The following is a 14,859-nucleotide window of genomic DNA, read 5'->3' as shown; positions in this document are numbered from 1 at the left end:
TCCAAGGAAGATACGCCCGCGTTTAGCTGATTTAGCCGATCTGTTTGTGAATCAGTCAGGCAGAGCTCTCTGAAATTTCGGAGAGTTGGGCATCAACTATTCTGGTGCGCAGCTATTCCTCTAAAAAAATATACATTTTCTGGTCGCTGAAATCTCAAGGGGGCATTCATGAGCTCTTCCTTTCCTAAAAGGTCGCGCTTTTGTTCTATTACCTATACGTAAGCTTTGGAATTGAATGAGATTTTTACAATCTGACCCGAGATGTCATTTCCATAAGTAAGTCATATTTTGCTCAATTATGCAGGTGACATAAAGTTACCTCCAGAAGAAAAATACTCAAAACTACAGATAGATGGTATTGACCACTCTAAATGTACGGATAATATATCACTTGGTAAATATACGCAGTTATTATGAAGTGATGTTGGGATTTTCGTGCTTGTGGGGGAAGTATAGTCGTAATCTATGCTCAAATAATGTTTTAAACATAGCGTCACCTCCATGAGGTGAGCTCTTCTTTCACGACATATCTTCGCATCCCTTCAGGAGTGAGCCCGGTTTTGGGGAATTACCGGAAGCTCACGAGTATGGGGGAAGAGAATGCGGGTTTTGAAGAATGCAGGCCGAGGCCTTGCAGCAGGCTGCTTTGTGCTGGCCGGATCAAGTGCCACCTTTGCAGGTGCGTGGGATACGCTTGGCATAGGCTCATCAGAGTTGCTTTTTGCTCCAGAGGAGTTTGTGGTTGAAGGTTCTGTGACCTATGTTGACCGTAATGTTGATTACGTGAGTACGAACGCGACTGCTACGGATGGTCCGCTCAAAACACGTGCGACGCCGAATATCTGGAATTATCAAGGTGCAATGAAGTTTGCCATTACCGATAGTGCTGACTGTTTAGCGCGCTTTAATAATCCACTTTCGATTGAGGAGGATATGGATCCTAATTGGAGGGGGCGTTTGTCTGGTTATGAAACGCAGGCAAAGGCGTTCGCCTTTGATGCCACATGTTCCTACAAGTTCCAAGTCGGTGAGGGGCGTTTCATTCGTGCAATCGCAGGGGCGAAAGCTCAGCATCTGAGCTACTATTCTAAGGGGGCTCATCCATCCGGTGCGGCTGCTGAAGTGGATCTGAGTGCTGATGGGTTGGATTATGGCTGGCGTGTTGGTGTTGCCTACGAGGTTCCTGCTTATGCGATGCGGGCCAGCTTGATCTACGATTCGCAGATTGAGTCGAAGCTTGATGGGGATACTTCTGTTGGTAGTACGAAGCTTTACGATAGTACGGCTTCGTTGACTTTGCCTCAGTCTGTTGAGTTGAATGTGCAATCTGGTATCGCGCCGGGTTGGCTAATCAGTGCAGGTGTGAAGTGGGTTGACTGGTCTGTCATTGACGTACTTTCTGTAGATAGCAAGGCTGCGGTCCCTATTGTCTCAGATAGGGAAACAGTTCATCGTAAACTCAACTTTAAAGATGGTTGGACTGTGAAAGCTGGCATTGGACATGCTTTGAACGAGCAGCTGAGCGTTGGTAGTTCCTTGCAATGGGACCGTGGTGTCGGAGGCAGCTATTCTGATACCTATACGCTTGGTCTGGGCGGGTCATATGCGGCCAACAAGAATGTGAAGTTTACTCTGGGTACGGCAGCAATCTATAAGACGAGTGGATCTGGAGATGCGAACAACATAGCGTCTGGTACTGTTAGTGAATACGATTATGACAGTTCTTGGGCCTTTGCTGTAAATACTAAGGTACGTTTGTCGTTCTGACGTACTTGCGAAGAACTCAAATACAAAGCCGGAGGCATTGTCTCCGGCTTTTTTGTTTTAGGTGCTCATACTGCGATTTGAGGGGAATCCCTCATTGTGCGTGATTTGTGCAAGATGCAGCTCAATTTGTGCTGTTTGTGCAACAGTTTTGTGGAGAAATGAGCATGTTGGATTGTTGGAAAACCTATCCCAAAACTCTTAAGTAATTTACGTATAGGTAAGTTTGACTATCGTCTAATGCTTGGTCTCTCTTTACGATTAACTGGCCTGTGTTTGAGACTAGTAAATATAACATCCTAATTTACCTTAGGTTATATTAAAGTCTAGAAAAGATTACCCAAGCGAAATGGCGTAGTATTTATACTATGGGAGGGGTGATTATTTCTCCCGATGCGTTATGCATGCAGTCAGAACTATATCAGTTTGCTCTGCAAATTGGTGGGATTGCACTGGCGCGAGGCACGTTGATGCTCGTTAAGTGCGGATAGCATGTGTGTCGCATTGGGGTGAAACGCGTTGCAATTTCCGTATCTTAAGCAAGTGCTCCTAACTGAATGAACCTAAAATCAGTGTTTTAAACACTGTGTACGGGGAAACATAAGGGGGAGAGGGCATGCGTGTTCTCAAGACATTGGCTCAGACAACCGTTCTGGGCTGCGCGGTATCCATGATTCCTGCTGCTGCATTTGCAGGCGGCTGGTCGACCGAAGGCATCGCTGACTACGATTTGCTGTTTGCTGATGGCAAGTTCGTTTTTGAAACTCAGGCGACTTACGCAGACCGTAACGTTGATTTCAAGAATGCAAAGACGACTTCTGTTCCTATTTTAGGTCCAACTACAGTTGACGATGACAAGTCGTCTGCGAAAGATATCGCGCCAAACATTGCAGTGTTTTCAGGTGCAGTAAAAATCGGTTTACTCGAAAATCTAGATCTGTTTGCACGCATTAATAGTCCCTATCTCATTCGCGAGCAGCCAGGTTTTGACTGGAACGGTCGTTTTGCTATTGGTGAAACAAATGCAGATGCGTTGGGCGTAGATGCAATGTTGAGCTACAAACACGAGCTTAGCAAAGGTAACTTTGTTAGAGTCTTTGGTGGCGTTCGTTCTGTGACCGTCGACTATGAACAGTTGTCCAAAACAGATGCTACTCTACTTACCTTGGGTATTCTGGATACTGATATCAACGTGGAATCTGAGCGGGAGTATGGTTTCCGCATTGGTGCAGCATTTGAGAAACCTGAAATTGCGTTGCGTGCATTGGTTGCTTATGAATCTGCTATTGACCTTGAGTTGGACGGGGCTCTAAACATTCAGCAGTTGGGTTCCTACGATGCGAGAGCGAAAGCGCGGCTTCCGCAGTCTATTGAAGCTAAAATCCAAACTGGTATTGCGCCAAAATGGCTGGCTACTTTGGGGGTGAAGTGGACAGACTGGAGTGTTCTGAACGAACTTGCAGTTGATGTTGACGCTCCTGTGGCTGGTCTTCCTTTAGCGGCAGTTCCTGGTAAGGTTGTTCGTGATCTGGGTTATTCGGATGGTTGGATTGTCGAAGCAGGTGTTGGTCACCAGCTCACTGACAAGTTGAGCGTTGGTAGTAGCGTAACTTGGGATAAAGGCATTGGCGGTCCTTACTCGGATACCTATTCCCTTAGCCTCGGGGGCAGTTACGACTTCGCGAAGAACGTGAAATTTACGCTTGGCGGTCGCGCAATTTACAAGACTTCCGGTGAAGGCGTTTATGAGATCGATAAGAGTGCTCTGGCTGGCGATTCTTCCGTCCGGACAGAATACGAATACGACTCCTCCTGGAACTTCGCGGTTTCTTCCAAGATCCGTGTAGCGTTCTAAGCTTTTGTGTCTTTGAGAATTATGGGGCCGGGGATGGTGATCTCTGGCCCTTTTTTATTTTGGGGCTGAGGCGATGAGGTGGCATTCGTAACGGTTGTTGTTGCTGAAGCGGATTTCGACGGATGGTTGTTTGAACTTGTTGTTGATCCGAAAGATCACGGCTTGAGCCCCGAGGCTTGAGAGATGGTCGGGTAGTTTGTTGCTGAAGAATTTGTAGTGCGCTTTGATCGGGTGGGCTGTCATTTTGATGACTTCCCCTGCAACTGCTATTTCAGCAAAGGCGTAGGTTGAGCTGGTGTCGATTTCATAATCGACGAACACTGCCGTTCCACGAAACTCATCATAAATTTCCTGACAATGGTCGGTCATGTCTGAGGAAGCCGAACCGGCACTCACTGCTGTTCCAAAGTGGGCGATGGGCAGCATGAGTTCTTCTGTGACCAGTCGTGCATTTACCATGCCAGCTGAGCCTAAGTGGACTGCAGCAGTAATGCACAGCACTGCCGCTTTTTCGCGAAATGGTCTGTTCTGAAGGACGATTGCTGGGAAAGGCATTTGCCTTACTGTCTCAGCTTGAAGGCTTCAGTGCTCAAAAAGCATTTGTCTGTTGGTTGGTCTCCTGCCGCGATGATGTGCACCACTTCATCGTCGAAGTCGTCTTCCATCGTATAGATGACCCTCAGAAAGCCTTTGCTTTTGAGTACATCAGGCATCTTGTCTGAAGTGAAGGAGTAAGTCTCCGGTATACCAAGAGGTGTGAGGCGGACTTCGGTGTCTTCCACCAGAGCGATTGCGCGGTTTTGGGTTGGGCTGATCTGGTATTCAACGAAGATCTCCTTGCCCATGCCGAATTCGTACTTTTTCTCGCAGGCCTCTGTCACAGCCGGATCTGATGAACCGTCTTCCTTTAAGCCAATGATGTAGTTGAGTGGAACGAGCACTTCGCCCTTTACGTTTTTTGGGGGAGCGGCCTGGGAAGCTGTGGTCAGGAAAAGAGCTGTGGCAATGAAGGTGACTGTACCAAGTCCGAAATGTACGTTTTTCATTCTTGTTATTCCTGCTCGGTATGAGAGATGAGCGTCAAGATGATGTCAGAGTGATTTCCTCACTAGTTTTATTGAGTGGAACACGCTCTGGCTGTTGTGGCGCAGTCTGCGGCAACCTCAGGCATCACTCAATTCAATGCGGTCAGTCTGGTTAAGAGAAGGCAACGGGTTCTTTTAAAACTAAAGCTGTTTGTTTGTCGCGTGTCGTAGGGAGCGGGTTCCCGCTTTTCGATGGAACGCTTTGCTGAGAAATTAAGAGGATGAATAGGCGAGAGTGATGGAACGAACTAAGAACATACTTTCTTTTCCAAATGACTCACGGCATAGTGCATCCATGACTAAGCGCCCTACAAAATCTTCCAGTTCTTCTTCATTGCCTGAAGCTGAGGGGTCCTCCTCTGGCTTTGGGGAAGCTCCGCAGCCCGCACTTTCCGGCAGTCCATTGTCAGGTTCCGTTTCTGACTGGGCGGACCAGATTGCTGATGAAGATCTCTCCGGTCTGAAGGCTCGCAAGGAAGCAGAGCAGCCGAGTGAAGAAAAGGTTGCCCCGAAGAAGAAAGCTGCAGCGAAACCAGCTGCGAAAAAGCCTGCTGCCAAGGCGAAGAAGGCACCTGCCAAGTCTGCGCGGGGCACGTCCATGGGGGCCACGAGTGATCCGCGTGAGCGGGCCAAGGGTGGTTTGAACCCGGTCGCCGGGCTGGATATTTCGCTGGAAGATGCTGAGAAGCTTCTTGATAGTCACGTCAAAGAGACGAAGAAAAAGAAGAAGAAGGCCAAGGAAGATACGATCACCGGAGCGACAGCGACTGTTCAGGCGCTGGCACGGCTGATTGAGCAGGGACGTTCGGATGAATCTGGAGAGGATGCCTGGGTTCCGCACCGACCGGAGCGTCCGTCAAAGTCTGAGGGTGGGGTTCCGATTGTTCTGGAATCCGAGTTTGAGCCCAAAGGGGACCAACCGACAGCGATTGCGGATTTGAAAGCCGGTCTTGAGGATGGCGATAATACGCAGGTTCTGCTGGGTGTTACGGGTTCTGGTAAGACCTTCACCATGGCGCAACTGATTGCGCAGACACAGCGTCCGGCGTTGATCCTTGCACCGAATAAGACGTTGGCGGCGCAGCTGTACGGGGAGTTCAAGAGCTTCTTCCCGAACAATGCGGTTGAGTATTTCGTTTCCTACTATGACTACTATCAGCCCGAAGCCTATGTGGCGCGGACGGATACGTTCATTGAGAAAGAAAGCTCCGTCAACGAGCAGATTGACCGGATGCGCCACTCTGCAACCCGCTCTCTGCTGGAACGTGATGATGTGATCATCGTGGCGTCGGTCTCCTGTATCTACGGTATTGGATCGGTTGAGACTTATACGGCCATGACCTTCCAGCTGGAGGTTGGTGAGAAGGTTGAGCAACGCCAGCTGCTCGCCGATCTGGTGGCGCTGCAATATAAGCGCAATGATGCAGCTTTCCAGCGTGGGACGTTCCGCGTGCGGGGGGATACGATTGAAGTGTTCCCGGCGCACTATGAAGACCGGGCCTGGCGTATTTCCCTTTGGGGCGATGAGATTGAAAGCATCACCGAGTTTGATCCGCTGACGGGAAAGAAGTCTGGCGAGCTTCAACTGGTGAAGATCTACGCGAACTCGCACTATGTGACGCCAAAGCCGACGCTGAACCAAGCCACCAAGTCTATCAAGGCAGAACTCAAGCAACGCCTTCAGGAGCTGAATGACCATGGCCGTTTGCTGGAAGCGCAGCGGCTGGATCAGCGCTGTACGTTTGATCTGGAGATGATGGAGGCGACCGGTGCCTGTGCGGGCATTGAGAACTACTCCCGATATCTGACTGGTCGTGCACCGGGTGAACCGCCGCCAACGCTGTTTGAATACCTGCCTGACAATGCGCTTGTGTTTATTGATGAGAGCCATGTGACTGTGCCGCAGATTGGCGCGATGTACCGAGGTGACTTTAGGCGTAAGGCGACGCTGGCGGAGTATGGCTTCCGCTTGCCGTCCTGTATGGACAACCGGCCTTTGCGGTTTGAAGAGTGGGACGCTATGCGTCCGCAGACGGTTGCTGTGTCAGCTACGCCGGGCAACTGGGAGATGGATGAGAGCGGGGGGGTGTTTGCCGAGCAGGTTATCCGTCCGACCGGTCTTACTGATCCTGATATCGAGATCCGGCCAGCGAAGACGCAGGTGGATGATCTGCTGGGTGAAGTGCGCGAGAAGGCGGCGCAAGGTTTCCGAACGCTGGTGACAACCCTGACCAAGCGCATGGCGGAGGATCTGACAGAGTATCTGCATGAGAATGGTGTGCGGGTGCGTTACATGCACTCTGACATTGATACGCTGGAGCGGATTGAGATTCTACGTGATTTGCGCCTTGGAGCGTTTGATGTGCTGATCGGGATCAACCTGCTGCGAGAGGGCCTTGATATTCCCGAATGTGCGCTGGTGGCTATTCTGGATGCTGATAAGGAAGGGTTCCTGCGTTCTGAAACCTCGTTGATCCAGACCATCGGTCGTGCTGCGCGTAACGTGGATGGTAAGGTTATTCTTTATGCTGACAGAATGACTGGCTCTATGGAGCGGGCTATTGCGGAGACCAACCGTCGCCGGGCGAAGCAGGAAGAATACAACGAAGAGCATGGCATTACGCCTGAGAGTGTGAAGCGCTCTATCGGCGATATCATGGAGAGCGTTTACGAGCAGGATCATGTTTCTGTCGATGCTGGCTTTGCCGAGGAAGGGGCCACCATTGGTCACAACCTCAAAGGCCATATTGAGGACCTTGAGAAGAAAATGCGCGAAGCTGCAGCTGATCTTGATTTTGAGATCGCGGCGCGGTTGCGCGATGAGATCAAGCGCCTGCAAGAGACCGAGCTTGCAATTGCCGATGACCCCATGGCGCGACAAACTTCTGTTGCGCAGCAAACCGGTGGGTTTGGCGGGAAGAAGAAATATGGTGCCGCAGGCAACCTGCCCAAGGCAGAGGCGGATAAAGCTGATGCTGGCAGTAAGGTGCATAAGCCACGGCTGGGTGAGATGGGGCCGGGAACGGACCTGCCGACGCCAGCTGGTGCAACCGGCGAGAAGAAACCGCGCCGGACCACGTCAGGGCGCAGTTCAGGCGGGCGACCAGGCACGCGGACCCATCGAAAGAAGAACTAGGGCAGACTTAATTGATGCTCGTTGAACTTTGGTTCGGCGAGCATTCGTTTTATGCTGCCAGTGTTGCTCTAATCTACGCAAGATTTTAGCGTTAGAGCTAAACGTTACCTAAAGGCCTTCGCTTACCTTACACTCGCCTTTCAAAAAGGCCGATGTAATTGTGAGGAAAAAACACATGGCCCCAACGTCAATTGGACTTTCAAAACAAGCACGGGAACAGACTGCGAAGCATTTGAACAATCTGCTCGCGGATGAGTTTGTGTTGCTGATGAAAACGTGGAGCTGTCACTGGAATCTCAAAGGCCCCAACTTCATTAGTCTCCATGAACTGCTCGATGAGCAATATCATGCGCTTGTTGATTTTGTTGATGATATTGCTGAGCGTGTCCGGGCGCTGGATTGCATTGCTTTGAGATCTCTGCATGATTGTCATGAGCATACACGGCTTAAAGAGATGCCTTCCGAAGGGGCTCTTCCAGACCAAATGGGTATGATTGCTGGTTTGTTGGCTGATCATGAGTCCATTATTCGGGAGCTGCGAACCAGTCACGATAATGTTGAAGAATTCGAGCATGATGTGGGGAGTGTTAGTTTAATGGAAGACCTCATCATTAAACACGAGAAAATGGCTTGGTTCCTTAGAGCTCACCTTGAAAAATAGTGCGCCAGGTTTTTTGGGAAACGCGTAATGGTGACACCTACAGATTGACCGGTTATGAGCCGTGTTCTTTCGCACTGGCCTGCTTTGGATAAATCGTATAATCCTCTGCAACAGTCTGAGTGTGTGCTGATAGCAGTCGCATTTGATCCGCTATAGTGGAATTTGAAGTAGGTGATTGGCGTTTCATGATAAAACACATTGTTTGGGACTGGAATGGTACCCTGCTGGATGACTTTGAAATCACGGCGCAATTTGGCATTGATTGTTTTGCCAAGGCTGGGCTGAGTGGTGTGACCTTTGATGATGTTCGTGAACACCATACCCGCCCTTTCGCAGACTACCTCAAATCACTGTTAGGGCGTGATGCCACTGAAAATGAGCTTACCAGCTTTTACAGTGATTTCAGTAAGGTCTATGAGCCAGCGATGTATGATTTGCCACTGGCACCTGATGCGTTTCATGCTCTGGAGACCATAAGCGGGGCTGGTAAGAGCCAGTCAATCTTGTCCATGGCTCCCCATGAGGAGTTGGTCTCACTTGTTCGGCACAATGGTATCTACGAGCATTTTACCCGCGTTGATGGCGCGCGGGATTTGAAGAAGCATTTCAAAATCGATGCACTCAAAGCGCATTTCGATGAGCTGGGTGTGGAACCTGCCAGCGTCTGCGTGATTGGTGACAGCATTGATGATTTTGATGCGGCCAACGGTCTTGGAGCTTCTGCCGTTTTGGTTTCAACCGGCATGTACTCCCACGACCGCCTCGTCACCACAGGCGCCCCAGTCGCCACCAGTCTTACCGGTGCTGTCGCTGAGGCGCTGAAGTAGCGGATTATGAGCGGTGGTTACAGGCCGTCGATGAGATCACGACCTGCGAGGATCTGGAGGGATGAGCCTTCCAGGTCGGTTCCGACTGCCTCCTGCTGGCCGCCCAGATGTTTGGCGAGAAACAGTTCTACCATGGCATGATAGGCCCGACGGTTGTGCATTTTCTGAATGCCGTGGCCTTCGTCCGGGAAAAGGCCGTAGGTGACTGGGATGCCGTGGTCTTGCATGGCGGAGACAATTTGCTCTGACTCTGGTGGCTTGACGCGTACGTCTTTGCCACCCTGAACGATCAGCAACGGTTTTTCGATCTTCCCGACATGGGTGAGGGGTGAGCGCTCCTTTAGGAAAGCGCGGCCTTCTTCAGTTGTGAAATCTCCTAGCCTCGTCTTGAGGATGGATTTCCCTGACTTCGTATATTCGGGGAGCGCATCGAGAAAGCTGATCAGGTTGGAAATCCCGACCAGATCAATCCCACATGCGAACTTCTTCGGGGTTTGGGTCACGCCAGTGAGCGCTGCGAAGCCGCCATAGCTGCCGCCCATGATAGCGATGCGGTCCGGGTCGGCGATGCCTTCCTCAATGGCCCAATCCACAGCGTCCAGAAGATCGGTTTGCATCTTGCCGCCCCATTCTTTGTTTGAGGCGTTTACGAATGCTTTGCCAAAGCCGGTGGAGCCTCTGAAATTGACGGATAGAACGACATAGCCTCGGTTTGCCAACCATTGGTGTGTCGGGCTCAACCCCCAAAAATCTCTCCACCATGGCCCACCATGCACGAGTAGCACCATAGGGCAGGGCTTTTCTGCATTAGGTGGCTGTGACAGATAGCAGACCAGATTGAGGCCATCCCTTGCTTTTATCTCTATGGGAGACATGCTGGTCAATGGTCGTTTTGCGAGCTCCGGTTGGCAGGAAAACAGGAAGGTGCTTTTTTCAGCTGATCTGTCGTAGCAGTAGAACTCTAAAGGCACGCTGTCCTGCACATGCGTAAGAATGAGCTTCTCAACATCTTCTGAGAGGCTGTTGACCTCTATATCCCCCGAGAACTGCTTCTTGAATGATGCGAGAACTGACTCAAATTGTGGATCTATGGCAGTCCAATTGCTGCGAGCAAATGTTGCTGTGGCTGCTATGGGATGATGGGTGTGCGGGTGGAGTAACAGGTCGCTGATGTCTGCCTGTGGGTCCTCTGCGAGCACCGTGGAGGTTCGTGTCTGGAAATCTTCTGCTACGGCGGCGGCCTTGTCTCGTTCACGACTATCGATCCAGAACAAAGTTTGCCCATCCTCACTGAATTCAATGGGTTTGGTGGTCAAACTGTCTTCAAAAGGGATGAGGGTGTAACGCTGCCATTCTTTGCCGTCAGGTCGATAGAGAAATTCAACCTCGCCGTCGTCGGTGTAGCGGCGGACAAGGCGGACATTAAAATCGCTGTCGGTCACGAAACCTGAGAACTGGTCATTTTGCTCAATGAGCTGGCTGTGCCCGGTAGTGAGGGAAACTTTGTACAGGTCGAAGTATTTTGCTGACCTTTCATTGTGAGCAATCAGGATTTCGTCCGGGTGTTTTCTCGATACCTCTTGCAGGTAGGCTCTTACACCGTGTGTTGGTGTTAGATATTTGGGATCTGTGCCATCAATGGGGACGCTCAGGATACAGAAGGTTTCGTCACCAACTTTGTCTCGCGAAATCAGGATGTGACGGCTGTCGTAAGTCCAGTGGATTGTGAAACCGATGTGGCGGTCTTCAAAGTTTGTGAGGGGGCGGGCAGATTGTGGGTCTTCAGTACTGGCGAGCCACAGGTTGTATACGCCGTTGACTGGTGCCAGGAAGGCGATCCAATGACCACAGGGACTGATTGCGACCAGCGCTCGTTCAACAGGATCGAAGAATGTCTTGCGGGGGATGAGGCGAGTTCGTTCCTTAAGCTGCACGGTCAGAAGCCTTAAATTTATTACAGAAAAAAGCAGATCAGGCCTTGGAATAGGTGGCCTCGAAAAACGGTAGAAGAGAGCTAAGCGAAAGTATTGCAGGTGCTTCTGACCCTGTCCAATCTCTGAATGGTGCACAAACCACAAACGGATGTCGATTGCTGAAGGCTGCTTAAGGAAAGAGCATAAGCCATAGATAGTTTTTGCTTAGGAGGCTGCGTTAGATCAATGCAGACTGCCAGTTACGGACGCATTGTTGATAATAATTCCGAATTGCAGGTGGACGTTTCTCGATGAAAAGAATTCTCTCAACCCTTCTTGTGAGTGTATTGATGGCGGGTGGTGCTCTTGCTGGGGAGGGCAAGACGCATTCCGTTAATCAGGTGACTGATGCCAGTGCGAACACGCCTTCTCATATGTTCCGCTTTGAGCCAGATCTGCTTGAGGTGCCGCTGGGCGCTACTGTGAAGTTTGATAATTTTGATGGGAACCATACGGTTATTTCGATCAAGAAGATGACACCGGATGGCGGGCCGAAATTCAAGTTCAGCAAGATGTCTCCTGATCGGAATGTTACCTTTGATACACCGGGAATTTATGGTGTGACCTGCGGTATTCATGGCCGTTTTGGTATGGCGATGATCATCAAGGTTGGTGAAGACAGTGCCGAGGATTTGGAAGGCGCTCGTTCTGTGGTACCGGGTGGTCGGATGGGTACCAAGATCTCCCAGATTTTGGATCGGCTTGAAGGCAAGTGAGCGGTTAGAGCTTGTGCGGAAGTTAGATAGAATAAAGGCAGCCGGTTGGCTGCCTTTTGTGTTTTGTGCTGATGCTTTTTTAAGCTCTATTCGGCCTGCGCCATGCTTCGTCGGGATTTGAGGTAGTGAGGTCCGACTTCAACAAGCAGGATACCGCTGAAGATGAGGGCGCAGCCGACCAGTCCGATTGGTGCGATGCGTTCGCCCAGAATGACGGCTGCAGCCAGAGCGGCGAAGAGGGCTTCTGATGACAGCATGATGGCTGCATCGGACGGTGTGGTCCACTGCTGACCAAATGCCTGGAAGGTGAAGGCCACGCCTCCGGACAATGCGCCTGCGAAGAAGATCTCGAACCACGCATCCTGAAGGGCTTGCACGGAGTAGGTCTCGAAGAAGAGTGAGGCTACCACACACACCACACCGAGGAAGGCGAACTGGATGACGGCAACCGTGATTGGGCGGCCAGAGGAGGTTGCAAGGCGTCCAACAAAGATCACTTGCAAAGCCCAGAAAACTGCGCACAAGAGCATGAGCAAGTCGCCGCCGTTCAAAGCTGTCAAACCACCGCCGAGCAGGTAAATGCCGAGCAGGGTGAACAAGCTTGCAGGCCACACGAGGAAGTTTGGCCTTCCTTTAAAGAACAGTGTGACAAGGATTGGCGTCAGCACAACGTAGATCGCAGTTAGAAAACCGGCGTTGGTGACGGATGTTATCACGATGCCATACTGTTGCAGGACAGTGCCCAGAGTGAAGGCAACACAAACCATCAACAGCGCAGGAAGGTGGGCCTTGCCAAGTTTTTTGGTGCTGTGAATGCGGCGTTCGCGTAGCGCGAACGGCAAGATCACCAAGGTGGCGAGGAGAAATCGCAGGCCAGAAAACTGCAGGGGTCCAAGACTTTCCATTGCAGTTGATTGCGCGACAAAGGCCATGCCCCAGATGAGGCCGGCCACGAGAAGAAGTATGTTTGCAGATGCCCTAGTCATCCCGCAGCTGTACTGCAAGCGAATAGGTGCTGCAAGCGGTCTGTCAGCGCTTCCGTTGAATTTCTCTCAAGGCGATTTTGAGCTTCTTGACGGTGTCAGAAACGTAGCGTTTGTTTTCACTCGTGCTGCGTGTGCTGGCATTTGTCTTTTGGGATTACGCTCTAAAAGACAAACAAGACCATGATCATTATGCCAACGAAAGCGGCGATGACTGTTGCCGCAACAGGCCATGGTGATTGGGCGTGGCTGACGTGCTCTTTACGATGGTAGTCAACTGGCGAGGTTCTCATTGTGCTCCCCTGCGGCCCTGGTCAGTTGTTTTCCTGAGTAGGGGCCAATAGACGCGGATTACATCGAATACAGAAAGTATATATTACTGGATTTTGGTGTGTTCGAGATACCACAGGTTGAGCTTAAGCAGATCGCTCAATTGCAAAACTGCTATTGCCCATATTTTCTTATAGATTCAGAGCTTCGAGACCAGCCTCGAGATAATCAGGCAAGAGGGGGAGGCCCAAAAGGTATGTTGAGACCGGAGACGTGGATCGTTCGCGCGCTTCAGAGAAGGCAATGTCCAGGTCGTTCTGGTCATAATCACCGCGACCAATCCATGCGATGGCGACCAGTTCTGTCGCTTCGTCGATGTTGAGGTCGTCGATAATCTCTCTCAGTTCAGACTCAGAAAAGTCGTCATGCTCTTCTTCTGCAAGTCCGTCGTGATGGTGAACGTTTTCCAACTTTTCCGTATCGAAGGAGAGGTCACCTTCGTGCCCGTCCTCGTAAGTGTCTGGCAGGCTTTCGGAAACAGCGCGCGCTTTTTGTACGATCAAGCGAACAGTTTCTGCAGATAGTGCTAGTTCTACGGCCATCGTTCGTCCCCGCTTATTGCTGTAACAGAACGTTACTCCTGTTCGGAATTATTCTGCAAGTGGAACTTATGGAACAGCTGCCTGCAGTCCAATCGCGCTGAGTGACAGTATGGCGCCGCTGAGAGTAATAGGCGATTTAAGCGGTAGAAAAGAAAAGGGAATTGGTTAAATGGAGGTTAGTGCGCGCCCGCAACTTATCCTATGTAGTTCTACTGAGCGGAATACTTGATATCGTTATGGTTAAAAAAAACAGTACATACCGCAGGGGGAGGGGTTGTTTGTGCGCTGCACCTACGAGTAGCATTTGATGTAGGGACGAAAATACAATCAAATCTCCCAGAATTTCTAGGTGCTGGCGGACCTGAGTGCTTTGTGCTGGCAGGGGTGTTTCTTACCCTGTCGGCACATCCAAAAAGAGCCGATTTTTCATGAAATACCTGCGCTTAGTTTTTGAATGCGTAGATTTTTGAAAGCACGAAGTTGAAAGTCATGGACACCAGTGTGGCGAGGATGACGGCCAGATAGGTGGAGAAGCCGTCGATCAGGGTGATCAGTGCGCCATAGGTGCTGTAGTTGATGACGGCCCCCACGCTGTTGACCAAAACGAATCTCACATACTCCCCAAAAGGACTGCCTTCAGAGCGGAAGGTGAAGATGCGATTCCAGAACCAGTTGTTGGTCATGGCAATCCAGATGGAAAGGATTCGCGCAATGAGGGGATCAAGACCGACCACTTGCCAGAAAAAGGCAAGGGCGACCAGATCGACCACAAGACCGGAGCCGCCAACCATTCCGAAGCGAATGAACTGATTTTCGAGTAGTTTTCGCAGCAGGCTTTTCACGGAATTCGGGCTCTCATTTCTGATGGGACCAGCTAAATCTTCAGGTCTTTAGCTTCAGAGGCTGCTTAGCTTTGTTCCTCTGGAAATACAAGAGACGCAGCGTTACAGAACCTCTGATTAAATCTGGGGAGTAATATTTGAAAAA

13 protein-coding genes are annotated in these 14,859 nt (G+C 50.6%); 6 read left to right on the top strand and 7 right to left on the bottom strand.

The annotated features are described in order from the left end of the window. Positions 1 to 600: 600 nt before the first annotated feature. Both PsAD13_RS22500 and PsAD13_RS22495 read left to right on the top strand, forming a co-directional pair. Positions 601 to 1,767, top strand: a complete 1,167-nt coding sequence (locus PsAD13_RS22500) for an outer membrane protein transport protein (RefSeq protein ID WP_063319521.1) — start codon at positions 601 to 603, stop codon at positions 1,765 to 1,767. A gap of 613 nt (positions 1,768 to 2,380) precedes the next feature. Beyond that, on the top strand, positions 2,381 to 3,619 hold the full coding sequence (locus tag PsAD13_RS22495; protein WP_063302597.1) for an outer membrane protein transport protein: 1,239 nt from the start codon (positions 2,381 to 2,383) through the stop codon (positions 3,617 to 3,619). 54 nt (positions 3,620 to 3,673) lie between these two features. Here PsAD13_RS22495 and PsAD13_RS22490 read toward each other — a convergent pair whose 3' ends face one another. Both PsAD13_RS22490 and PsAD13_RS22485 read right to left on the bottom strand, forming a co-directional pair. Further along, on the bottom strand, positions 3,674 to 4,174 hold the full coding sequence (locus PsAD13_RS22490; protein WP_063302596.1) for a hypothetical protein: 501 nt from the start codon (positions 4,172 to 4,174) through the stop codon (positions 3,674 to 3,676). 5 nt (positions 4,175 to 4,179) lie between these two features. Next, entirely contained in the window at positions 4,180 to 4,665 is a 486-nt protein-coding gene (locus PsAD13_RS22485) for a hypothetical protein (RefSeq protein ID WP_057461141.1), read from the bottom strand. Positions 4,666 to 4,999: 334 nt separating this feature from the next. Here PsAD13_RS22485 and uvrB point away from each other — a divergent pair, with 334 nt between their 5' ends. The 3 genes from uvrB to PsAD13_RS22470 all read left to right on the top strand — a co-directional run bounded on the left by uvrB (position 5,000) and on the right by PsAD13_RS22470 (position 9,328). Beyond that, entirely contained in the window at positions 5,000 to 7,840 is a 2,841-nt protein-coding gene (gene uvrB / locus PsAD13_RS22480) for an excinuclease ABC subunit UvrB (protein ID WP_063319624.1), read from the top strand. A gap of 232 nt (positions 7,841 to 8,072) precedes the next feature. Continuing rightward, positions 8,073 to 8,501 (top strand): DNA starvation/stationary phase protection protein, encoded by a 429-nt coding sequence (locus tag PsAD13_RS22475; protein WP_193777084.1) that lies wholly within the window; start codon positions 8,073 to 8,075, stop codon positions 8,499 to 8,501. Positions 8,502 to 8,686: 185 nt separating this feature from the next. Continuing rightward, positions 8,687 to 9,328, top strand: coding sequence for an HAD family hydrolase (locus PsAD13_RS22470; RefSeq protein ID WP_063302618.1), 642 nt, complete (start codon positions 8,687 to 8,689; stop codon positions 9,326 to 9,328). Positions 9,329 to 9,345: 17 nt separating this feature from the next. On the opposite strand, the gene PsAD13_RS22465 is transcribed toward PsAD13_RS22470, so the two are convergent. Further along, positions 9,346 to 11,262, bottom strand: coding sequence for a S9 family peptidase (locus PsAD13_RS22465; protein ID WP_208986877.1), 1,917 nt, complete (start codon positions 11,260 to 11,262; stop codon positions 9,346 to 9,348). A gap of 290 nt (positions 11,263 to 11,552) precedes the next feature. On the opposite strand from PsAD13_RS22465, the gene PsAD13_RS22460 reads away from it, so the two are divergent. Continuing rightward, the gene (locus PsAD13_RS22460; RefSeq protein WP_208986876.1) at positions 11,553 to 12,017 is read left to right on the top strand and encodes a plastocyanin/azurin family copper-binding protein; all 465 of its coding nucleotides are present in this window, start codon (positions 11,553 to 11,555) and stop codon (positions 12,015 to 12,017) included. A gap of 86 nt (positions 12,018 to 12,103) precedes the next feature. On the opposite strand, the gene PsAD13_RS22455 is transcribed toward PsAD13_RS22460, so the two are convergent. From PsAD13_RS22455 to PsAD13_RS22445, 4 genes are all read right to left on the bottom strand, one after another. After that, positions 12,104 to 13,003 carry a DMT family transporter gene (locus PsAD13_RS22455; RefSeq protein ID WP_082830991.1) on the bottom strand — a complete coding sequence of 300 codons (900 nt, stop codon included), beginning with the start codon at positions 13,001 to 13,003 and terminating at the stop codon, positions 12,104 to 12,106. A 161-nt stretch (positions 13,004 to 13,164) separates the two neighbouring features. Beyond that, the gene (locus PsAD13_RS28525; protein ID WP_256387170.1) at positions 13,165 to 13,293 is read right to left on the bottom strand and encodes a hypothetical protein; all 129 of its coding nucleotides are present in this window, start codon (positions 13,291 to 13,293) and stop codon (positions 13,165 to 13,167) included. Between the two features lie 168 nt (positions 13,294 to 13,461). Continuing rightward, positions 13,462 to 13,872 carry a DUF3775 domain-containing protein gene (locus tag PsAD13_RS22450; protein ID WP_063293957.1) on the bottom strand — a complete coding sequence of 137 codons (411 nt, stop codon included), beginning with the start codon at positions 13,870 to 13,872 and terminating at the stop codon, positions 13,462 to 13,464. A 443-nt stretch (positions 13,873 to 14,315) separates the two neighbouring features. Next, complete coding sequence (locus tag PsAD13_RS22445; protein WP_152986572.1) at positions 14,316 to 14,714, bottom strand: GtrA family protein; 399 nt, start codon at positions 14,712 to 14,714, stop codon at positions 14,316 to 14,318. Between the last annotated feature and the right edge of the window lie 145 nt (positions 14,715 to 14,859).

The sequence above is a fragment of the Pseudovibrio sp. Ad13 genome, from assembly GCF_001623225.1.
In the GTDB taxonomy this organism is placed as follows: domain Bacteria; phylum Pseudomonadota; class Alphaproteobacteria; order Rhizobiales; family Stappiaceae; genus Pseudovibrio.
Note: the sequence above shows the minus strand (reverse complement) of the source record. Positions and strands in the feature narration are given on the sequence as shown.

What these genes read in the sequence shown, in the direction of transcription:
- PsAD13_RS22500 (WP_063319521.1), top strand. Translation starts at nt 601, where the DNA reads ATGCGGGTTTTGAAGAATGCAGGCCGAGGCCTTGCAGCAGGCTGCTTT.
- PsAD13_RS22495 (WP_063302597.1), top strand. Translation starts at nt 2,381, where the DNA reads ATGCGTGTTCTCAAGACATTGGCTCAGACAACCGTTCTGGGCTGCGCG.
- PsAD13_RS22490 (WP_063302596.1), bottom strand. Translation starts at nt 4,174, where the DNA reads ATGCCTTTCCCAGCAATCGTCCTTCAGAACAGACCATTTCGCGAAAAA.
- PsAD13_RS22485 (WP_057461141.1), bottom strand. Translation starts at nt 4,665, where the DNA reads ATGAAAAACGTACATTTCGGACTTGGTACAGTCACCTTCATTGCCACA.
- uvrB (WP_063319624.1), top strand. Translation starts at nt 5,000, where the DNA reads ATGACTAAGCGCCCTACAAAATCTTCCAGTTCTTCTTCATTGCCTGAA.
- PsAD13_RS22470 (WP_063302618.1), top strand. Translation starts at nt 8,687, where the DNA reads ATGATAAAACACATTGTTTGGGACTGGAATGGTACCCTGCTGGATGAC.
- PsAD13_RS22460 (WP_208986876.1), top strand. Translation starts at nt 11,553, where the DNA reads ATGAAAAGAATTCTCTCAACCCTTCTTGTGAGTGTATTGATGGCGGGT.
- PsAD13_RS22455 (WP_082830991.1), bottom strand. Translation starts at nt 13,003, where the DNA reads ATGACTAGGGCATCTGCAAACATACTTCTTCTCGTGGCCGGCCTCATC.
- PsAD13_RS28525 (WP_256387170.1), bottom strand. Translation starts at nt 13,293, where the DNA reads ATGAGAACCTCGCCAGTTGACTACCATCGTAAAGAGCACGTCAGCCAC.
- PsAD13_RS22450 (WP_063293957.1), bottom strand. Translation starts at nt 13,872, where the DNA reads ATGGCCGTAGAACTAGCACTATCTGCAGAAACTGTTCGCTTGATCGTA.